Origin of the sequence: Oceanospirillum sediminis (assembly GCF_014164585.1) — a bacterium.
GTDB classification, from domain to species: Bacteria; Pseudomonadota; Gammaproteobacteria; order Pseudomonadales; family Halomonadaceae; genus Oceanospirillum; species Oceanospirillum sediminis.
Window position 1 is genome coordinate 70064 of sequence record NZ_JACJFM010000017.1, and the last position, 21828, is coordinate 91891.

The 21828-nt window shown below is 47.2% G+C and carries 19 protein-coding genes; 7 read left to right on the plus strand and 12 right to left on the minus strand.

Annotated elements, in window-relative coordinates; translation table 11 throughout:
* Positions 1 to 219: 219 nt before the first annotated feature.
* Positions 220 to 864, minus strand: coding sequence for a class I SAM-dependent methyltransferase (locus tag H4O21_RS13705; RefSeq protein WP_182809437.1), 645 nt, complete (start codon positions 862 to 864; stop codon positions 220 to 222).
* Positions 865 to 1258: 394 nt separating this feature from the next.
* Entirely contained in the window at positions 1259 to 2041 is a 783-nt protein-coding gene (locus tag H4O21_RS13710) for a sulfite exporter TauE/SafE family protein (RefSeq protein WP_182809438.1), read from the minus strand.
* A 150-nt stretch (positions 2042 to 2191) separates the two neighbouring features.
* On the opposite strand from H4O21_RS13710, the gene cysB reads away from it, so the two are divergent.
* A complete protein-coding gene (gene cysB, locus H4O21_RS13715; RefSeq protein WP_182809439.1) occupies positions 2192 to 3169 on the plus strand; it encodes an HTH-type transcriptional regulator CysB in 978 nt (325 codons plus the stop codon).
* Positions 3170 to 3298: 129 nt separating this feature from the next.
* On the opposite strand, the gene H4O21_RS13720 is transcribed toward cysB, so the two are convergent.
* From H4O21_RS13720 to H4O21_RS13735, 4 genes are all read right to left on the minus strand, one after another.
* On the minus strand, positions 3299 to 3832 hold the full coding sequence (locus H4O21_RS13720; protein WP_182809440.1) for a response regulator transcription factor: 534 nt from the start codon (positions 3830 to 3832) through the stop codon (positions 3299 to 3301).
* Between the two features lie 33 nt (positions 3833 to 3865).
* Positions 3866 to 5125, minus strand: a complete 1260-nt coding sequence (locus H4O21_RS13725) for an ATP-binding protein (protein WP_182809441.1) — start codon at positions 5123 to 5125, stop codon at positions 3866 to 3868.
* A gap of 892 nt (positions 5126 to 6017) precedes the next feature.
* Entirely contained in the window at positions 6018 to 7655 is a 1638-nt protein-coding gene (locus H4O21_RS13730) for a methyl-accepting chemotaxis protein (RefSeq protein ID WP_182809442.1), read from the minus strand.
* A gap of 265 nt (positions 7656 to 7920) precedes the next feature.
* Positions 7921 to 8964, minus strand: a complete 1044-nt coding sequence (locus H4O21_RS13735; RefSeq protein ID WP_182809443.1) for a LysR substrate-binding domain-containing protein — start codon at positions 8962 to 8964, stop codon at positions 7921 to 7923.
* Positions 8965 to 9071: 107 nt separating this feature from the next.
* Here H4O21_RS13735 and H4O21_RS13740 point away from each other — a divergent pair, with 107 nt between their 5' ends.
* Positions 9072 to 9341 (plus strand): DUF1127 domain-containing protein, encoded by a 270-nt coding sequence (locus tag H4O21_RS13740; RefSeq protein ID WP_182809444.1) that lies wholly within the window; start codon positions 9072 to 9074, stop codon positions 9339 to 9341.
* Positions 9342 to 9452: 111 nt separating this feature from the next.
* Positions 9453 to 9788 (plus strand): NIPSNAP family protein, encoded by a 336-nt coding sequence (locus H4O21_RS13745; protein WP_182809445.1) that lies wholly within the window; start codon positions 9453 to 9455, stop codon positions 9786 to 9788.
* On the opposite strand, the gene modC is transcribed toward H4O21_RS13745, so the two are convergent.
* From modC to H4O21_RS13770, 5 genes are all read right to left on the minus strand, one after another.
* Positions 9758 to 10861: a molybdenum ABC transporter ATP-binding protein gene (gene modC / locus H4O21_RS13750; protein ID WP_182809446.1), complete on the minus strand. Its 1104-nt coding sequence runs from the start codon at positions 10859 to 10861 to the stop codon at positions 9758 to 9760. The two genes, H4O21_RS13745 and modC, sit on opposite strands and share 31 nt — an antisense overlap.
* The gene (gene modB, locus H4O21_RS13755) at positions 10858 to 11535 is read right to left on the minus strand and encodes a molybdate ABC transporter permease subunit (RefSeq protein ID WP_220495662.1); all 678 of its coding nucleotides are present in this window, start codon (positions 11533 to 11535) and stop codon (positions 10858 to 10860) included. Before modB ends, modC begins: the two co-directional genes overlap by 4 nt.
* A 43-nt stretch (positions 11536 to 11578) precedes the next feature.
* Positions 11579 to 12337: a molybdate ABC transporter substrate-binding protein gene (gene modA, locus H4O21_RS13760; RefSeq protein WP_182809447.1), complete on the minus strand. Its 759-nt coding sequence runs from the start codon at positions 12335 to 12337 to the stop codon at positions 11579 to 11581.
* Between the two features lie 134 nt (positions 12338 to 12471).
* Positions 12472 to 12867 (minus strand): winged helix-turn-helix domain-containing protein, encoded by a 396-nt coding sequence (locus H4O21_RS13765; protein ID WP_220495663.1) that lies wholly within the window; start codon positions 12865 to 12867, stop codon positions 12472 to 12474.
* A gap of 265 nt (positions 12868 to 13132) precedes the next feature.
* On the minus strand, positions 13133 to 13906 hold the full coding sequence (locus tag H4O21_RS13770; RefSeq protein ID WP_182809448.1) for a ferredoxin--NADP reductase: 774 nt from the start codon (positions 13904 to 13906) through the stop codon (positions 13133 to 13135).
* A gap of 226 nt (positions 13907 to 14132) precedes the next feature.
* Between H4O21_RS13770 and H4O21_RS13775 the strand changes: the two genes are divergently transcribed.
* The 4 genes from H4O21_RS13775 to H4O21_RS13790 all read left to right on the plus strand — a co-directional run bounded on the left by H4O21_RS13775 (position 14133) and on the right by H4O21_RS13790 (position 21168).
* The gene (locus tag H4O21_RS13775; protein WP_182809449.1) at positions 14133 to 15020 is read left to right on the plus strand and encodes a LysR family transcriptional regulator; all 888 of its coding nucleotides are present in this window, start codon (positions 14133 to 14135) and stop codon (positions 15018 to 15020) included.
* A 141-nt stretch (positions 15021 to 15161) separates the two neighbouring features.
* On the plus strand, positions 15162 to 15989 hold the full coding sequence (locus H4O21_RS13780; protein ID WP_182809450.1) for a peptidoglycan DD-metalloendopeptidase family protein: 828 nt from the start codon (positions 15162 to 15164) through the stop codon (positions 15987 to 15989).
* A gap of 43 nt (positions 15990 to 16032) precedes the next feature.
* The gene (locus H4O21_RS13785; protein ID WP_182809451.1) at positions 16033 to 17877 is read left to right on the plus strand and encodes an ATP-binding protein; all 1845 of its coding nucleotides are present in this window, start codon (positions 16033 to 16035) and stop codon (positions 17875 to 17877) included.
* A gap of 180 nt (positions 17878 to 18057) precedes the next feature.
* A complete protein-coding gene (locus H4O21_RS13790) occupies positions 18058 to 21168 on the plus strand; it encodes a hybrid sensor histidine kinase/response regulator (RefSeq protein WP_182809452.1) in 3111 nt (1036 codons plus the stop codon).
* Between the two features lie 182 nt (positions 21169 to 21350).
* On the opposite strand, the gene H4O21_RS13795 is transcribed toward H4O21_RS13790, so the two are convergent.
* On the minus strand, positions 21351 to 21818 hold the full coding sequence (locus tag H4O21_RS13795; RefSeq protein WP_182809453.1) for a cytochrome b562: 468 nt from the start codon (positions 21816 to 21818) through the stop codon (positions 21351 to 21353).
* Positions 21819 to 21828 lie beyond the last annotated feature (10 nt).

Below are 21828 nucleotides of genomic sequence, written 5' to 3' on the forward strand. Positions count from 1 at the left end.
AGCACACAAAACCGGTAACACATTCGGATTAAATCAGAACAGCCGGACTGAAACAGAGAAGAGAACCATGCCAACCACCATCGGCACGGCTGACACGTAAGGTCGATAAGCCCTGAAAGTCAGCAATTTATGCTGACTTATACGCCAGGATACAGAGCCATCACTCCAAGACGACTTATCAGAAGTAAAACAGCAACGATGCGGGCTGCTGAGTCACCGCTATAATTTTTCCAGCACAACACGGGACCAGATAATATTTTCTTTACCCTGTATAAGGCCGGGAAAATGCTCCAGATGCATCATACATTTAAAACCTGCTCGTAGAAACTGCGCTATCGTTTCATCAGCATCGGTTGGATAAACACAGCTTCCCATGCCCATAGGGCCATTTCTCAGGGATAAAGCACACCGACCACCGGGTCTTAATAGCTCACCGAAACGCAGAACAGTAGACTGCCGCTCTGTTTCATCCAGATGGTGCCAGACACCTTCGGCCAGAATAAAATCAAATGACGCTTCCTTTCCATCCAGACATGCCAGCCCCGGCATCTGGCACTGATGCCAGTTAATCGCCTGATCACTATATGCGGTCTGTGCAGCAGTAAGAAAAATATCCAGGGGTTCTATCGCAGTGACGTTATATCCCATATCAGCCAGGGCTGCAGCATTCTGACCAGCTCCAGCGCCAACATCCAGAATGCGGGCAGGAAACTCAGGCAGATAATCAATAAACGCCTGGCATACCACCCGAAAGTCCATAGATTGACTGCTTTCAACAAACCGGCTGGCAAATCTCTCGTAGCCAGCGGTTCCTGTAACCTGACTCATAATCTCTCCATAGTTCATGATAGTACCAGCGTGCATTCTAATACCTGAGCGGATTAGTTAGGAACATATCATTTATAGGAATCAACGTCTTAAACTGGCACTGAACAAGATATTTCAGGTATAAAAACCAGCACAGACTCAAAAGCTGTCCAGCTGGATAAACAGAAGATTCCATCTATTCAGATCATGTATTCAACATAGTGCATATCGTATAAAGCACCAACAAAAATTCTTCCGTTATTTTCACTCTGATGATTCCGTTACAAAGAATCATCGGCAGGAACAGACAATACCGGCTATGGTGAATTGAAGCATCGCTGTTGCGTATCAGGACAGAGGTGATCAGGAAAAACCCTATCTCAAAAGACAGGGTTTATCAGCAATCAGAAGAAAAACAGGGCATCTTTTTTTATTCAGGATACAGCGGTTATCAGAAAAAAGCGTACTTAATACCAAGACCTAACAACATACTCGACAGAATAGGTTGCAATACACTGTTTGGCAGTCTGGAGCTGAGTTTTGTCCCCAGATAAATAGCAGGCAAAGAACCAATTAACAGAGCGCCCAATAACTGATAATCCACATTACCCAGCATCATATGCCCCAGACCTGCAATCAGTGTCAATGGAACCGCATGAGCCAGGTCAGTACCTATAATCCGGATGGCACTTAACGCCGGGAACAGTGTCAGAAGAATGGCTGCACCGAATGCGCCAGCCCCAACAGAAGACAACGTTACGCAGAACCCCAGCAAAGCACCCATAATCAGGGTAAAGCGGTACTTGTGTTTGTCCAGAAATTGCCGCACAGGGCCGTCACGGGTATCGTGTATTTTACGAATACGGCCTTTAAGTAACAGTACACCTGCAGTGAGAATCAGCATCCCTCCCAGGCTATGGGTCAACAGGCCCGCATAGCTTTCCGGGGATGGGAAGTAGTTAGCCAGCAGCCAGACGGTTACAGCAGCAACCGGCAGACTGCCAGCAGCCAGTGTACCGGTTACTTTCCAGTCCACGGTCTTTTGCTTGTGATGGGAAATAACACCACCGGCTTTGGTAATAGAGGCATACAACAGGTCGGTACCAATCGCGATATGCGGTGGAAAACCGAACAGTAACAGAAGCGGGGTCATCAGTGACCCGCCGCCGACTCCTGTCAGCCCTACGGCAAGACCGACGGCCGCGCCTGAGAGAATATATAGTAAAAAGTCCATAAATGTCCGAGCATTAAAGCTGATTACACAAGCTGTTTTGGATATTGCAGGGTAATCTATCCTGTCTGCTATATTCTTAAAAGTAATGTTTATTTATATTTTTATGGCATAATTGTCTTAAAAACCGTTAGTCACGAGAGGAAAGGCGGAATGAAGCTACAGCAGCTGCGTTATATCTGGGAAGTTGCACATCACGATCTTAATGTATCTGCAACCGCTCAGAGTCTTTACACGTCGCAGCCTGGTATCAGTAAGCAGATCCGCTTACTGGAAGATGAACTGGGCATAGAAATTTTTGCCCGTAGCGGTAAACACCTGACCCGAATTACACCTGCTGGACAGGCTGTCATTGAACTGGCAGGTCAGGTACTGCGTACGGTTGATAATATAAAACAGGTTGCCCAGGAGTTCAGTGATGACCGGATTGGCAGCCTGACTCTGGCCACCACACATACTCAGGCCAGATATGCATTGCCCGGAGTGATTAAAGACTTTATCGCCAAGTATCCGGATGTATCCCTGCATATGAAGCAAGGCACACCTATGCAGATATCTGAGATGGTTTCGGAAGGTGCGGCGGATTTTGCTATTGCGACGGAAGCAATGGAGCTGTTCAGCGATCTGGTGATGCTGCCATGTTATCGCTGGAATCGCTGTATTCTGGTACCCAAAGATCACCCTCTGGCTCGTGTCAAAGGCCCGCTGACATTGAAGCATGTTGCTGAACATCCTATTGTCACTTATGTCTTTGGCTTTACCGGACGCTCAAAACTGGATGAAGCCTTCAGCTCGGCAGGGTTAGAAGCCAGAGTGGTGTTTACTGCAGCAGATTCCGATGTGATTAAAACCTATGTCCGTATGGGAATGGGTGTCGGTATCGTTGCGCGTATGGCATACGATGAGCAGGTTGATACTGATCTGGTTGCTCTGGATGCCAGCCATCTGTTCCAGTCCAGCACGACCAAGATTGGCATTCGCCGGGGCACCTTTATGCGCGGTTACATGTATGAGTTTGTGACCCGTTTTGCACCTCATCTGGACCGGGACCTGATTGATAAGGCGCTGTCGTGTGGCTCAAAAACCGATCTGGATGAACTGTTTGAGCATATCGAACTGCCAGTATACTGACGAATTATAAGTTGATAAAAATCAGGCCGAAAAGGAATATCTGCCTGATTTTTTATTATCCGGGCGAATACACTCTATCTGCTCAGGACAAATAAAACGAGTCAGTAATCACTCCGCACCTGCTAATGATTACTCCCGTACCGGGCGTTTTTGCAGCTTTCTTTGCAACGTTCTTCTGTGCATACCTAACTGGCGCGCTGTTGCAGAGATATTACCATCGTTCTCATTCAGTATTTTCTGAATATGCTCCCACGTCAGACGATTAACACTCATCGGTTTTTCAGCAATGGCTTGTTCCGGGTTACCTTCTTCCTGTTCCAGCGCTGCCAGAATTTCATCGGTATCGGCAGGCTTACACAGGTAATTGACTGCACCCAGCTTAATCGCTTCAACCGCGGTTGCAATACTGGAATAACCTGTCAGGATTACCACCTTACAATCCGGTTGTATTTCCAGCAGTCTGGGCAGAAGCAACAAACCGGTTTCACCTTCCATTTTCAGATCGAGCGTCACCAGATGGGGATTAAACTCTATGGCTACAGGCAAGGCTTCCTCAGCAGACTCTGCCACACGAGTGCTATACCCGCGACGAGTCAGAGAACGGGCCAGTACCCGGGAAAAAACAGGATCGTCATCAACGATCAGAAAACGTGTTTCAGGCATACTGCCGCCTCTTCAGAAAATCGTAATGTGCTTTTATTCTGTCTCTGCCAGAGGCAGACTGACCTGCGTAATGGTGCCGCCATCTTCGGGACTATATAGCTTCACAGTACCGTTAAACCGGTTGACTGTTGAATGGGTCAGAAACATACCAATCCCCATACCCTCTTCTTTAGTGGAGACAAACGCTTCACCTAGCTTTTCAGCAATATCAGGGGCAATACCCGGACCATAGTCGCGAATAATGATACGCACTTTTTCATCATCCCAGTATACGCTGATATCCACCAGACCCGGACTGGCATCCGCCGCATTATTCAAAAGATTTAACAGGGCCTGCTCCAGTGTCTGATCGGTATAGATCTCTGGAACAGGTTCAGCATCAGGACTGTGCAGGGTATATTTCACCTCGGGACGCAGTACTTTCCAGTATTCAATAACAGGCAGTAACAGATCACAGACGGGCACACGGCTCTGTCTGAGTTGTTGATTCATATCGGCCTGACGGGATAATTGCTGCAACTTCTTTTTACAGCTATCAACCTGTTCCTTCATCAGCTCCAGATCTTCCTGCAGTAAAGGATCATCCGGATAATCCCGGGATAGGTCTTTAATCATAACCGCCAGTGTTGATAAGGGTGTGCCCAGCTCATGGGCCGTCCCTGCCGCCTGAGTAGCGACGGCCAGAATCTGTTCATCCCGCATTAACTGCTCTCTGACCTCGCCCAGCGCTTTCTCTCTGGCTCTGAGTGTATGTGCCATTTTAAACACAAAGGTTGTGATTAATCCGGTAGACAACAGAAAGTTCAACCACATTCCCAGCAGGTGAAGATTGATACCAGCATGATTAGCATGGCTGAGTTCAGGCACAGCAATATAGAACTGCATCAGGAAGGTGTATGCACTCAGTACTGCAGCGGCAATAATCCAGGTAAAAATCCAGGGTAAAGTAGCAGCACTGATAGTCAGAGGCACCAGGAAGTACGAGATAAAGGGGTTACTGGCACCTCCTGAGTAATAGAAAAACATACTCAGCCCGATAACATCCGCCAGCAGATGAAACAGATATTCTGAGTCAGTCACTTGCCAGGGCTTTCTAAGACGCCACCAGGTCAGCATATTCAGGCCAGCCATAACAATGATGATCAGCATGAGAGGGACGGCCAGCAAGTGTATGCTCAGAACTTCTGTTCCGACGATGACAGAAAGAAGAAAACCACTCCAGGCAATGCCTCTCATCAAAGTGAGACGAATCAGGTTTCTACCCGGAGTTGAAAGTGGCAAAGGCTGTGTCATTAGAAAAAGAGTATCTGCTTGCAGGTGGATAATATGTGAATATATAACAATATTATGCCTGCTTCTTCATAAAAACGGCACTACCTGACCTGCTGCAAAATGTCGCAGCCTGAGTGATGTTCAGAAATATCAAAGGGTCGTCTGACAGAACAGTGCAATCCATAGAACTGAAGCGCTCTGCTCTGTAAAGGCAAATTAAAGATACAGCAGGGCTATCAAACCCGGGAGAGCTATTGAGCTTATCTGTGAGATCCACACACACAGCTTATTAAAACAAATGAGGGCCTATCTTTTCGTGCTTATATCTCTATATATCTGCAACCAGTTTAGCGAAAAAAGTCCGAACGGAGAACAGAAGCCAGTTTATGGCTGATAGATCAGAACCCGTTTAGCAGGAGGTTCTCTGATATTTATCCAGACAACTTTTAAAGGCTTCTGTAAAGGTTTCTCCTTGAGCACTCAAAAGTTTATCTCTGCCTGTAAGCCGTATCTCAGCCAGCCAGAAGCTGACGCCATATGCACTGTTTATTAATCGAACTCTCAAAATGGCATCCTCCGCCAGTTAGCTACCCATTGATGTAGCCCAAGTTAACGACCTGATATTGTTCAGAGGTAGTAACATCCCGGATGTTTTTAGCAGTAATCAGACAGCTTTTTATAGTCCGGCTTTGTATCGATCTGTTCGGGTTCGTTTCTTTCAATGATATTAGATATCGGCAAGGATACTTAAAGGTTTAATTTTTTTAGATATTTTTACTTGAGATAGATCAATTTTTGTCGTGGTAAACCAGACGCGAATAAGAGGGTCTGATGTTTTTCGTACCCGGAGAACGAAAAACATCAATGATCAGACCGACCCGGAATCAAAAACAGGCCATGAGAGCATCTACTGTCAGACTTTGAATGACCCCACAATACCTCTTAGCCCTTCTGCCAGTTGTGCCATTTCGTGACTGGCTGTAGCCGTATCCTGGGTCCAGGCATTACCCTGGTTTGCCAGTTCAACCATATTGGATACATTTTTACTGATCTCACTGGCAGCTGCGGTTTGTTCTTCCGCAGCACTGGCGATCTGCATATTCATCGTATTAATCTGAGTAACGGCATCCCGAATAATCTGTAATGCCTCATTGGCCTGATTAGCGACATCTACCGTCTGATCAGCCTGATTCAGGCTGGATCTCATTTCAGTGACAGCAGTCCCGGCTGTTTGTTGCAGCGCTGAGATAATCGAGTGAATTTCTTCTGTGCTCTGCTGAGTTCTGCCAGCCAGTTGCCGGACTTCATCAGCCACAACGGCAAATCCCCGCCCTTGCTCTCCGGCACGGGCCGCCTCAATTGCCGCATTGAGAGCAAGAAGGTTAGTCTGTTCAGCCACATCTCTGATCACACCAAGCACACTACCAATAGCCTCACTACGTTCTTCCAGTTGATGAATCACGTTTGCAGAGCTTTGTACCTTACTGACCAGGTGACTCAGGCTATCAATCGCAGCAGCCACTTTATCACTGCCGTGGGCGGCCTGAAGGTCAGCTTTTCGGGCGGCTTCTGCTGCATCCGCTGCGTTTCTGGCCACATCTTCAATAGTCTGGGTCATTTCGTCAATAGCCGTAGCCATCTGATCAGTTTCATCCGTTTGTTTCTGAATAAGCTTACTGCTGTTGGTCGTAATCGTATCCAGCTCTTCTGCTGCAGTAGCGACCTGATTAGTTGACTGACGGGCTTCATAAACAAGATCATGGATTTTATCCACAAACCGGTTAAAGTGCCGGACCATACGGCATATCTCATCATCACCTTCGGCCTCGATATGACGAGTCAGATCGCCTTCGCCCTGACTGATTTCATCCATTGCTTCAACCGTGCGATTGATAGGACGGATAATAGAACCAGAGATAGTAATCACCATCACGGCAATAATGGCAGCAACAATGCCTGCGATAATGATAAATAGCCGGGCACTGCTCCAGAACTGTTTATCGATATCATCCAGGTAGATGCCTGAGCCAATAATCCAGCCCCATTGAGGTTCATATTCTATGTAAGCTACTTTCTTAATAGCCTTATCCTGGCCAGGTTTAGGCCAGGAGTAATGGATAACACCTTTACCATGAGTTCCGGCCAGCTCTGTCATCTCTTTAAACATATAGATCCCGTCAGGGTCTTTTATATGAAGTACGCTCCGGCCTTCCAGATTCTGACGGGTTGGATGCATCACGATATTACCCTGCATATCCTGAACCCAGAAATAGTCGTTATCGCCATATCGCATCGCTTTCAGGGAATCAAGTGCATGGTTTCTGGCTTCTGAAGGTGACAGCTCTCCTGTTTCAACTTTACGATGCCAGAAGTCCAGCATCTGGTGCGCAGCTTCTACCAGATGCTGAGTTTTCAGACTTTTTTCTTCCTGCATTGAAAACCTGATTTCATTCAGCGCAACAACAGCCAGAATAGCCATACCAGCTAAAGTCACCAAAAGCATAGAAGCCAGACGCCAGCGAATCGCCATAGACCGCAGATTGAAGTTCATCTATTTATCCTTAATTTATCAGATGATATGTTTTTATGCTGCGCCGCAATGTTTTCAGTATGGTGACTATCCTGTTAACCCACTTTTAAATGTCATGGATACAATGCACAGATCTCATGCTTCAGTTGCCAGGGTGCTATACGAATGAGTTCTTCTGAACCAATGTTTTTTCTGCATAAGGTTGTCATCTACTCCAGACGTTGACCGAAAAATACGACAGTGTTGCTATTCAGATATCTCTGCGACTTTTTTAAGCCCACTGAAATCAGCATTTTCCTGAGGTGGAATAAGGACCGCAGGCTTGTTGTATTACTGGCGGTTCAGAGTCTGAATCCGGTAAAGAGTTCGCTTCAAAACCGGATAATAGTGTGTCGGATACTTTTTTCCAGCTAGCTGATATTTCAAGAATTTCCTCTGCAATCCACTGGCGGAATTTCTGCACTTTACTCCGTCGGAAATGATGCTCTGGTGCAACCAGAAAGTAGGAAAAAACAGAGTGCCAGTAAAAAGGCAAAGGGCACACCAGTTGCTCAGATTCTATTAACCGGTATGCCAGACTGAATCTCAAAAGCGCCAGACCCTGGCCCGCCAGCACAGCATCAGTCAGCATGGTGGCATCATGTACCAGCAACGAGGAGTGTATCGGTTCAGGCAAACCGACACGCCGGGCAAAATCAGGCCAAAGATTATCATCATCGGGCAGATCATCACTCAGTATAGGGATGCCGCCCAGTCCGGGTTTACTGAGATCATACCGGTCAAGGATGGAAGGAGAGCAAACCGGTAAATAGTAGTCCTCCAGTAACAGCTCGGTTTTAAGGCCGGGATAATGCCCTCTGCCGAATCGAATAGCCAGATCCGTGTCACTGTGTTCGAACGTTTCCAGCGCATGCCCCGGAATGATACTGACGGTTAATGCCGGATTCTGCTGCTGGAAACTACCCAGCCCCGGAACCAGCCAGCGCCCGGCAAAGGAGGGCAGACAATTAATAATCAGAGCATCCGGATTGGAATCTTCATTCAAGCGTTCAAGCCCGCGAGATAATTCTTCAAAGCCACTGATCACAAAGGGATAAAGAGTCTGGCCAGCCGGTGTCAGACGCACCTCACGGTTTAAACGGATAAAGAGTGTCTGACCAAGATGTTCTTCCAGTAAACGAATCTGTTGACTGACGGCTGCCTGAGTGACAAACAGATGCTCTGCCGCCTGTTTAAAGCTCTGGTAATGAGCCGCGACGGCAAATACACGTAAGGCTTTCAGGGGAGGCATGCGTCCTGACAGTATGCCGGGCAGTGATGGATAAGACATAATAACTTAAGATTTTCTTAACTGAATGTAAAAAATACTCGTTTGTCAGTATAAGCCGGTTTGATGAAAATTAAAGCCAGTTCTTCCACCTGAACAGGAGTATTATTATGTCAGCCAGTAGTTGCACAGTATGTGACTCTGACCGTTCTTTTGCAGGCGATCGCGAAATCAGAAAAGAAAAATTAATGCCTGCCACAGTAAAAAAACAGTCCGACCACCACTGTTTCCGGCAGGTCACGGACAAGCTGCTTCACTGGATACGGAATTATCAGACCAGAGAGCAGTTGCGTTATCTTGATAAACGCCAGCTTAAAGATATTGGCCTGAGCAATGCAGATGTCAGTCAGGAGCTGAACAAACCGTTCTGGAAAGATTGACAACAACAGGGATACAGTAACCTTCTTTGTATTCCTGTCAGATTCAGTCTGATAACTAACGACCTGAAAAATCAGATGTATCTATCCCCACTCATGGATAAGGAGTAAAACATGGTTACCTGTTATCTGAAGTATATTATTGATCCCTGGAAAATTGCTGAGTTCGAGCATTATGCAAAGCTCTGGATACCTCTGGTAAATCAATTTGGCGGCCAGCATCATGGTTATTTTCTGCCATCAGAAGGTGCCAGTCATATCGCTTATGCTCTGTTTTCATTTCCGTCGCTGGCAGAATACGAGTGTTACCGTCAGCAATCCATGCAGGATGAAGCCTGTCAGGCTGCGTTTCGTTATGCTGAAGAGACCCGATGTATCGTCAGCTATGAGAGAAGCTTCTTACGCCCGGTGTTTGGGGATCAGGATGATGCCACCTCAGCAGAAAACTGAGCAAACAACCGCTGGCCGTTACGTAATGCCATTGTACTGGCTGCTTTCCGGGAGATTCTGGTATTCAGTATCTCGTCTCCCAGTTTCAGTCTGACAGTCAGGTAGCCAGGTGAGCAAGGCTGCAGATCGATAAGGCTACAAGGCAGGGTATTCAGCATACTGGATACCTGACCGGGTTGCGTGGTCAGATGAATATTTGATGCAGCAATTTCGACACATACGGATGGTTGAGTTATCTCTTCGCCCGGAATCAGCAAGGTGCCACCTGAAAACGATAAGCTGTTCAGGCTGGACTCTGCGTCAAATCCATCTACCCTGGCTTTGATAATATATTTGTCTCTCGATAAGTGGCTGATCTGATTTTCTTCCGGTTGAGATACAGTAAATAAAGAAGAACCAGACAGAGATGGAGCTGACATCAGAGAGGATGTGGCTCCCTGCTCAACCACAGTCCCTTCGTCCATAATCACCAGATACTGACTTAAGCGACACACCTCATGTGGATCATGGCTGACATACAGCACAGGGATACTAAGCTTCTGCTGTAGTTTGTCCAGATAAGGTAAAATTTCCTGTTTGCGTGCATTATCCAGTGCTGCTAAGGGTTCATCCAGCAATAACATATCTGGCTGAGTCGCCAGAGCTCTGGCAATGGCCACCCGTTGCTGTTCCCCGCCAGATAGTTGCTCCGGATGTCGATCCAGCAAATGCCTGATGCCCAGCAGATCCAGACTGAATTCGGATTCAACCCGGTTGTGTGGCTGACGGCGTTTCATTCCATAAGCGATATTGTCATATACCGTCAGATGTTCAAATAAGCTGGCTTCCTGGAAAACATAGCCAATAGCACGCTTATGAACAGGCGTGAAATGCTGCTTATCCTGCCAGGTCGCCTGATTGGTTTTTACAATGCCTTGCGCAGCAGGCTCAAGACCAGCAATAGCTCTGAGCAATGTGGTTTTACCGCAACCGGATGGGCCGTAAAGTGCAGTGACGCCAGAGGCAGGCAGACTCAGACTGGTTTGCAGAGTGAAGTTCTCTCGTTGCAGTGTCAGATGCACTTCTATTGTCATAGCCGTACTACCGAAAAACGACGATTCAGGCCATATACGATCATCAGCAGAATAAATGACAGCAGCAACAGACCTGCAGACAATCCGTGGGCCTGGCTATATTCCAGCGCTTCGACATGATCATAAATCGCAATAGAGATTACCTGGGTTTCTCCGGGGATATTACCGCCAATCATCAACACCACACCAAATTCACCCAGGGTGTGGGCAAAGCCCAGTACTGCAGCAGTCAGGAACCCCGGACGAGCCAGAGGCAGAACGATACTGAAAAACTGGTCTTTCGGAGAGGCTCCCAGAGTTGCGGCAACTTCAAGCGGACGCTTACCAATACGAACAAAGCTGTTCTGTAAGGGCTGAACCACAAAAGGCAGAGAATAAAATACAGACCCGACCACCAGGCCAGTAAAGGAAAAAGTCAGAGGCCGGAAGCCCAGCCAGCGAACCAGTTCACCAATCGGGCCATTAGGCCCCATCAGAGCAAGAAGATAAAAGCCGATCACGGTCGGTGGCAGCACCAGTGGCAGTGCTATTACCGCTTCTGCCAGAAAACGATAGCGCCATTGACTGGTTGCCAGCCACCAGGCCAGAGGTGTACTTATCAGTAACAGGATAATGGTTGTAATGCCAGCCAGCTTCAGGGTCAGCATTAAGGCGGTGAAATCGTTTACATCCATTATCCGGTGATTTTCCGTCAGATTATAAAAATGATAGAGCGTACTATTGATGATACAAAGGCTGTGACAGATGATTTGCCAGCATATCCGGCATCAGGTAACCGCGACTGGCAATCAGCTGACGAATATCACTGGAACGGACATAATCCAGAAACTGTCGGGCAACAGGATCAGCCTGTAATAGAACAACCTGTTGCTGTATCGGTGAATAGCTGCCTGATGGCGGGTGCCAGTAACTGCCTTTATCCTGCCCATTACGCTGCAGTACCTGAGACCAGGCCACAAAACCCAGCTGAGCATTGCCGCTGGAAACAAAGTGATAAGCCTGAGCAATATTTTCCCCCATCACAATCCGGCCTTTCAATTTATCCCATAACTGAATGTGATCCAGCACTTCTTTTGCAGCCTTGCCATACGGCGCCAGTCTGGGATTGGCAATGGACAGATAGGTCAGGTGCTCCGGCTGTAACTGTTCAGGATTCAGGGCGGCGTGATTTTCAGGACTCCAGAGTACCAGTTTACCTGAGGCATAGGTGAAACGACTGCCGGGGACAATACGCTTCTCCTGTTCCAGACGTTCCGGGCGGACACTGTCTGCAGCAAAAAATAGCGCAAAAGGTGCGCCATTGCGAATCTGAGCATAGTGTTTTCCCGTGGACCCCGGAACCAGAACCACTTTGTGTCCGGTTAGTTTTTCAAAACGCTGGCTGATCACCTTCAACGTTGGAGCAAAATTACTGGCAACAGCGACTCGTATCGAATGATTCGACTCAGATAATGATGTTGTACTCTCACTGGCCATTAACCCGGAGCTGATCAGCAGCAAAGACAGACAGAACAGTATATTGATACAGATCTTAATTATCAGGACAGAAATCCCCCCCTTGACAAAAAGGACACGTAGGGTTGACAGAGATCTGATATATGCAGTGATATTCATAAATTGAGTTGTTCGCTACGATCGGCCATAAATGCCTGGAAATCTCTGTGAGCTGCACGAAAGCATGCAATTGCTTTTATACCACTGGCTGTCAGAACCGCACCACCACCGCCTTTCCCCCCCGTTGTCAGTTCTACGACGGGGGTCTGGCTTTGCCTGTTCATTGAATCCACCAGATTCCATGCCCGTTTATACGACATTTTCATTGCTCTGGCGGCGGCACTAATCGAACCATGATCCCGGATATTTTCCAGCAGAGTCACTCTGCCTGCGCCCAGATAAGTCCCATCAGGACCTTCAATCCAGATACGCCCGGATAGTTGATAATTCTGCTCCATCACTTTTATTCCATAATGTTCTGCCGTCGTAATGTACGGCAGGATATAACGCAAAGCAATACTCTGACAGCTTATGAAATAGGCAAATTTGTTCCTATATCAGGGTAAAGGAGAGGACAGATTGGATAGGAAAGTATATTAATATCAGGAAAGATCAAATGTGCGCCGCTGGCCAGCCATGACAAAAGAGTCTCAGCCAGCCATTACAGAATTCCCCGGCAACAAACCAGAGAATCCTGTAGCTTTATATTCAAAGATAAAAATTGGCTACTGCAGACCCGGTACGATAAAACAGGACCTTGAACAAGGGGTTACTGAATCAGCTTTCTACAAAAGCTCTTTCAATAACATAATGGCCTGCGCCACTGTTCTTCCCTTCAGTAAATCCATTTTCCTGCAGTATTTCACAGGTTTCTTTCAGCATGCTGGGACCACCACAGATCATGAAACGATCATTTTCAGTATCAAATGCTGGCATCCCCAGATCTTCAAACAGCTTTCCGCTACGCATCAGGTCGGTCAGACGTCCGGTATTTTTGTATTCTTCTCGGGTTACTGTCGGATAGTAAACCAGTTTTTCACGGATCAGATCACCGAAATATTCATTTTCTGGCAGTTGCTGCAGGATCATGTCCTGATAAGCCAGTTCTCTGATATAGCGGCAGCCATGAGTCAGAATCACCTTGTCGTATTGTTCATAAATCTCCGGATCTCTGATAATACTCAGAAAAGGCGCAAGGCCAGTGCCTGTGCTGATCAGATACAGATTTTTACCCGGTAGTAAGTGGTCATTGACCAGAGTCCCCGTGGGTTTGCTGCTCATCATCAGAGCATCACCAGGCTGAATATTCTGTAAACGAGAGGTCAGAGGACCATCTGGTACTTTAATACTGAAAAACTCAAGATGGTCTTCATAGTTTGCACTGGCAATGCTGTAGGCTCTCATCAAAGGACGACCTTCAACTTCCAGCCCTATCATGATGAAGTGGCCATTTTTAAAACGCAGACTGCTGCCCCGACTGGTTTTAAAGCTGAACAGGTTATCTGTCCAGTGATGTACACTCAGCACTTCTTCTTTTATCAGTGCAGACATTGTTTTCTCCTCTGGCAACAAGCCAATAATAAACAGGATAGCGGATAGAGTATCAGTCAGTGCTGATTGACTGTCTCCGCCAGGATTGAAGCCAGTGTAGAGGATCAACTTCATATCGGTGAAATGGTTAAAACAGATTTTGTTTATCTATAAAATAGATATAAAAGATCTATTGTGAGAGTTCCCTATCGGCTCAGGCAGAGTGCGATTCAAAAAGAGGCCGTCGATGAAATATAGTATCAGGCAGCTGGAAGTGTTTCTGGCAGCCGCTAATACAGAAAATATAACACGGGCAGCAGAAAGCCTTTCTATGTCGCAATCTGCAGCCAGTAGTGCTTTAAAGGAGCTGGAACAGCAATTTGATATTCAGCTGTTTGATCGGGTGGGTAAACGGTTACAGCTCAATGAACTGGGGCGCTTAATTCGCCCACAAGCAGAAGCACTGCTGGCCCAGGCTACAGAACTGGAAGTGGCGTTACGTCAGCACCAGCAGCCAGGAAACCTCAAAGTCGGTGCAACTCTGACTATAGGCAACTACCTGGCTGTCAGTATTATGGCGCGCTACATGGCTGAGCAGCCTGGAGCCAAAGTGATGCTGGATGTCGAAAATACCGCTACTATTGCCCGCAAAGTACTGAACTTTGAACTGGATCTGGGGCTGGTAGAAGGCGAACTGCAACAATCTGAACTGGATGTGATTCCCTGGCGCTGTGATGAGTTAGTGGTTTTTTGCAGCCCGGATCATCCACTGGCCAAACGGAGCCAGCAACCGTTATCTGATCAGGATCTGAAGGAGGCTACCTGGATTCTCAGAGAGTCCGGCTCAGGAACCCGGCAAACATTTGATCGCATTATGAGTGGCATTCTGCCAGAGCTGACCGTGCTGCTGGAACTACAGCATACCGAAGGGATTAAACGAGCCGTAGAAGAAGGGCTGGGACTGGGCTGTTTATCCCGTGTCGCACTGGAAGATGCATTTCGTCGAGGGAGCCTGGTGCCTCTTACTATGCCGCATCGCAATACTGAACGTCGTTTTTATTTTGTCTTGCATAAGCAGAAATATCGCAGTGCGGGTGTCGAGCGCTGGATTGAGATGTGTAAAGAAAATTATTGAAGATTCAATGGGATAACACGCAGTCCGGGGGTATCATCAAAAACAGAGTTCTGCCAGGCTGTATGTAAGAGAATAACCTCTCTGAAAAGCCTGATTGAACAGTCATATAGCCTGACTCAGCAGCAATTACCGGGGGACATTTTGATTAAGACGATTAAATACGGCTTGCTGGCATTATCTGTCGTAGTATCAGTCAATGCACTGGCTCAGTTTACACCGAAAGACAGTCGTGTACCTGGCGGAGTCGCAGTGATTGAGCTGCCTCAGCGCGGCGATTCCCCGCCTCATGTTTTTTTCCAGAAAAAACGGGTGTATACCGCTAAGCAGGAAGGACGCTGGTTTGCCTGGGTAGGCCTGCCTTTATCTCTTAAACCGGGTTCTTATCAGGCCTTCTGGAAAACCAAAGAGGGCAATAAACCCTTTGCCATTCAGGTAAAAGGTAAAAAGTACGAAGAGCAGCGATTAACGGTTAAGAAAAAGCATGTAAACCCTGACCCGGAGCAGCTGGCCCGTATCCGTAAAGAGACGCCCATCATCAGAGGAGGAATGGATACTTTCCGACCGGTGGTCTATGCTCTGCCTGAGAAACTGGTTCAGCCGACACAGGGCAGAATCAGCAGCTCTTTCGGCCTGAGACGGGTGTTTAATGGCCAACCCAGAAGGCCTCACAGTGGTATGGATATCGCAGCACCAACTGGCACACCTGTATTATCGGCTCTGAACGGAAAGGTCGTCGCAATCGGTGATTATTACTTCAATGGTAAAACCGTCATTGTGGATCATGGTCAGGGATTAACGACTCTGTACTGCCACCTGTCCCGGACAGAAGATCTTAAAGTGGGTGATAAGGTTTCAGCCGGACAGCAGTTAGGCGATGTAGGTGCGACAGGCCGTGTGACCGGGCCTCACCTTCACTGGACCGTAACACTGAATGGTGCACGGGTTGATCCTGCGCTGTTTCTGAACTGACAGGAGCGGATTTTTGCTCAGTATTCTGAGGAATTTTTACTCAATGGCAAAATCGCCTCTGGCCCGGAAAGTCGGGCTGGGGGTGTTTCTGGGGATCATTGTTATTGAGCTGATTATTCTTGTGCCTTCCTATGACAAACGAAAGTCAGACCTGCTTAACCTGAAACACATGCATGTCAGTCAGGTGGCGGAAAGCTTTATGCGCCAGAAACGTTTATCTCTGACTGAGAAGCTGGCCCTGATACAGGCATTACCTGAGGTAACCGGAATTCGCTTACTGGATGTTATCGATGTCGCATCTTCAGACCCGGTTTATGTTCCTGACGATGGAGAGCTGATTATCTATGAAACCTTACCGGATGCCCGTGGCACCAGGCTGGAAATTGTACTGGATGTATCAGGCGTTGCCATTCAGCTGTCAGAGTATGTTTTTCGCATCATTGCGCTGGTATTGCTAATCTCGCTGTTTGTCACCGGTGTAACTATGCTGATCCTTGGACAATTGATGATTAATCCGTTGATTAATCTGAAAGCAGAGATCACCAGATCAGATCGGATGCCCACCGATACTACTCCTGCAGATACTGATAATACCCTGATAAAACGGGAGGATGAGCTGGGTGAACTGGCTCGCGCCTATCAGGTATTCAGGCAGCGTATCGATAAGGCATTTCAGGATATCGCCCTACTGGCCCGGATTCCAGAGGAAAATCCCAATCCCATTCTGCGTTGTAATCTCAGATATGAAGTGATTTATACCAACCCCAGTGCAAAACGGGAAAGCCTGTTTTTCTGCTCCTCAGCACAGACACTCGTGGACGAACTGGAGCGCAGCGCTGTAGAAGCAATGGAAAGCCTGAAAAGTATATCGCTGACATTTCAGCGTCATCATAAAGTGTTTGCTGTCGTGATTGTTCCTATGACTGAGCAGGGATATCTCAATATTTATGCCAGGGATATCTCTGCGGAAGTGGCAGCAGAGACTGAATTACGGAAACTTAAAGATCATCTGGAGTCTCTGGTGAATATACGGACCCAGGAACTCAAAGAAAGAGAGCAGCAACTGCTTCTTGCCAGAGATGAGGCGGAACAGGCTCGGGATGATGCCGAGCAAGCCAGGGATAGTGCTGATAAAGCCAGGGATAGTGCTGATAAAGCACGGGAGTCTGCAGAAAAAGCCGATCGTGCCAAAACAGAGTTCCTGGCAACAATGAGTCATGAACTCCGTACCCCGATGAATGGGGTGATGGGAATGTTATCACTGCTGGAAGACACGGAGCTGAACGGAGAACAGAGAGAACTGACGGAAATCATACGAAACTCTGGCCAGTCTCTGCTGAATATCATCAATGATATTCTGGAATACACTCGCCTGGAAGCGGGCAGAGTTCAGCTTAATCACTCAGAATTCAGCCTGAGAGAACTGCTTATCAATGCCACAGATGCCATGCAGCCAGAGGCAACACAAAAATCGTTGCAACTTGGCTATCAGCTACAGGCAGATTGTCACCAGATTTACTGTGGAGATGCCCGGATGATCAGTCGTATGCTAATGAATCTGATCAGTAATGGTATTAAATTCACACCCACAGGCTCGGTTCAGGTTCAGGTAGAACAGGTATCAGATCACATAGAGTCAAACCGGCAATGGGTGCGTTTTCAGGTGGCAGATACAGGGATTGGTATTGCATTGGATCAGCAAGCACAGCTATTTACCCGCTTTTCTCAGGTAGATGCCTCTATGAACAGAGAATATGGTGGCACAGGACTGGGTCTGGCAATCTGTAAATCACTGGCAGAACTTATGGGAGGCCGGATTGGTGTTGAATCTGAAGCGGGTTCCGGTAGCTTATTCTGGTTTGAGTTACCTTTGCTGGTCACTGACTGATATCTGCTAGCCCGACATTCAGCTTTGTATCCGTTGTTATTCTGATCTGACTCAGTAAACTGGTAACTAACAGGAACCTTTCATTTCTGAGAAAGAGGGCGCTTCTGTACAATGCCGCTGCTTTCTTTAGTATTCGGATGACACAAGAAGGCATTTGTCATCATCACTGGAACTCTTTTCATGCTGACTTTTGTGCGCAGTTTTGTGGAAATGTACAAATCTCCTCTGGCATCCAGAGTGGTATTCGGCGTATTTCTCGGCATTATCGTCATTGAAGCCATTATTCTGATTCCCTCATACAATAAAAAAGAAAGGGACTTACTGCTGGATATCGAGAGCCGGACCCGCCTGATTACAGAAACCCTGATGCGACTTGAACAGCTGAGTCCTGAAGAGCGAATCAGACAACTACAGACCATTCCAGAAATTCATTCTGCAGAACAGATTAATCAGACAATCGAAACACCGTTACTGAGTCGCTATCAGGCCGATAAAGGTCTGCATGATGTGCTCTTTCCGTTAGCCGGAGAGAATACACTGGTTATCAGGACAGAAGCCCACCATGTTGAGCATGAACTCAGCGCATATGTACTACGTATTATCGGGCTTATTCTGATTATCTCCGCATTTGTCACTTTTGTGACCATGCTGATTGTCGGGCATCTGATGATACGGCCAGTTATTCAGCTGACTCAGACCTTAAGTTCAGCCAGAGAAGAAACAAACTTCGATGACATTGATGCATCCCTGACAGAACGAAAGGATGAACTGGGTGACCTGGCCCGTACTTACAGGACACTGGGACAACATATTGAATCAGCTTTCCGCGAAGTTGAAGTCATGGCTCGCTTTCCCTTTGAAAACCCTAACCCGATTTTGCGCTGCACCTTTGATAACGATGTTATCTATCGTAACCCGACGGTTAAAAAAGAGCCGCTGTTTTTTGCTGACGGCAGACAACAGCACCTGACGGAAGAACTGCATCAGGCGATTAAAGAATCTATAGGCGTGTCTGAAGGGTTAACCGTTAATCTATCCGGGGATGGTAAAACATATTCGGTCACTGTCATTGCCTTTCCTGAGCACGAATACGTCAATATTTATGCCCGGAATATCACCCATCAGGTTGAGGCAGAAGCCCAGCTGAAAGCGATCAGGGATGAACTGGAACTAAGAGTTGAAGAGCGTACCCAGGCACTGAAAAACCGGGAACAACAGCTAATCCAGGCCAGAGATGAAGCAGAGCGGGCAAATCAGTCTAAATCCGACTTTCTGGCGACAATGAGTCATGAAATCCGCACTCCGATGAATGGGGTTATTGGTATGACGGGATTGTTACTGGATATGCCGATGCCAGAAGAACAGCATCACTATGTCCGTACCATTAAAGATTCAGGCGAGTCTTTATTACGTATCATCAACGATATTCTGGATTACACCAAAATTGAAATTGGAAAACTGGAACTGGAAGATGTTTCGTTTGATCTGATCGAACTGTGTGAAAGCGTGGTTCAGTTAATGGCTTCCAGAGCGGATGAGAAAAAACTGGAGTTTGGCTCAGTGATCTCACCAGATATCAGCGGCATCTACACGTCTGATCCCGGACGCATTCGCCAGGTGTTGCTGAATCTGGTCAACAACGCTATCAAGTTTACTGCATCAGGCTCCATTGTACTAAGAGCATTCAGCACAGAGCAGGGTGTTCGATTTGAAGTCCAGGATACCGGTATTGGTATTCATCCGGACAATATGAATCGTCTGTTCAAACGTTTTTCTCAGGTGGATGCCTCGACCACTCGCCGGTACGGAGGGACTGGTCTGGGACTGGCTATATGTAAACTGATTGTAGAGACTCTTAATGGTCAGATTGGTGTAGAAAGCACCCCGGATAAGGGCAGTACCTTCTGGTTTGTACTGCCGCTGGAACCAGTGAATATGGATCATGTCCCGGACCTGAATGATGTGGATGAGCTGGACAGAAAACATGTTCTCCTGATTGAAGATAACCAGGTAAACAGGGAAATCTTTGAAATTAATCTGGATAGCTGGGGACTCCATTATCAGTCAGTCACATCCGTAGCAGAAGGACTGAAGCGGCTGGATGAACAGGATTTTGACCTGATAATTCTTGATCTGAATATGCCGGATAAAGATGGTAATGATTTTATCTGTCAATACCATGCCAGAGAACCGGAACACAGGGCACCGATCATACTCGCCTCTTCTGCCGATATGATTACCGACGAAATGCGACAACATATTACGGGCTTTATTATGAAGCCAATACGGCAGAGAGTACTGCAGGAACACATTGCCCGTTGTCTGTCACTCGATCTGCCTGAAATCGGACAGATTCATCCATTACCTCCTGCGGCCCCGTCTCCTGTACGGGAGCGCCCGGTTGACAGACGTTTGCGAATACTGGTAGCAGAAGATAATCAGGTCAATCAGCTGGTAGCTCAGGGTTGTCTGGAAAAGCTGGGACATGCTGTTGATTTTGCTGCTGACGGAAACGAAGCCTTAGTGGCCGTAAAAAGCTTGCCTTATGATCTGGTGTTCATGGATATCCAGATGCCAGTATGCGATGGTTACCAATCAACCCGCCTGATCCGTGCCTTAACCGGTCAGGAAGCGAATATTCCGATTGTCGCCATGACGGCTAATGCGATGCGGGGCGACCGGGAAAAAGCATTACTGGCAGGCATGAATGACTATCTGGCAAAACCTGTCAGTGCCGAAAAAATAGCCGCTGTGATTGATCGCTTATTCTGTGCTGATGTTGTGCTGCCTGAACCGTTAGAAACAGACACAGATATTGAGCTCCAACAAACAGACATGCCTGCTGATACCACAGACATCATCGTGCAAGACGCTATGCCAGAAACGATCCTGGCCACGGCCCCTGATGACGGTTCCTTATCAGATATTGAAATTCTGCCGGATCTGATAACAGAAAAAGAGTCATTACCAGAAGAGATTTGGGCTGAAGCCAGTTTACAGCGCCTGATTGATCAGATTGGTCCGGCAGGTATAAAAGGCATTGCCGATTCGTATCAGGCTGATACTCAGCGTCGTCTGGGGATACTGAAACAGCTGCAGACAGAAAAGAACCTGAAGATGTTACAACATGAACTCAGAGGACTACGAAAGGCGGCACAGATGCTGGGTGTATTACAGATTGAGTACCTGGCTCGCCAGGGAGAAGTGTCTCAGAAACCAGTCAGTATTAACGAGCTGGAAGAGGCATTAAATCGCTTTTCTGACTACGTTGAGCAGCAGATTTTATCCTGACATATACGAATCCATACAGGAGCTGATAGCTCCCGAGCAGGGTTCTTTGCCTGGTGTGTTGTCCGGTTATTAGCCAGCAACACACCAGATTGTCCCTATACGACGCCCTATCTGACCATGCTCCGCACTTTGAATGCAATTATTAAGCAAACCGTTACCAGGCAGAGTTCAGACTCGCAGTATTAATCTTTATCACATTTCAGTTTAAAGGCTTTATGACCTTTTTTACTCTGAGCACCTACCTGCTTCATTAGTTGCTCAACCTGATCCGAATCCTTAGCTGCTTCAGCTTCAGCTAATTGGTTCAGCAGACTTTCCAGCTTCTCCATACCTTGTTTATATTTTTCAGTCATCGCCTGTTTTTCAGCGTCAGACTTATCGTGGGCCTTATAAGGTACTTCACTCTGACCAGCGATAGTCAGACGCTGTAATTCAGCACGGTGCTCAGACATCACCGCCCAGTCATCTGATTTAGAGGCCTGCTTATAGCCTTTCAGATGTTTTTTCATCTCTTTCATCTGGCTGGACAGCTCTGTTTTTCCGCATTCTGCTGCACCATGGCTATCCGCCATAACAACAGGTGCCCCCAACATCAGGGCTGAAGCAACAGAAACAGTGGCCAGAGCGTTACGTAAAGAAAAGGTATTCATGGTTTCTCCA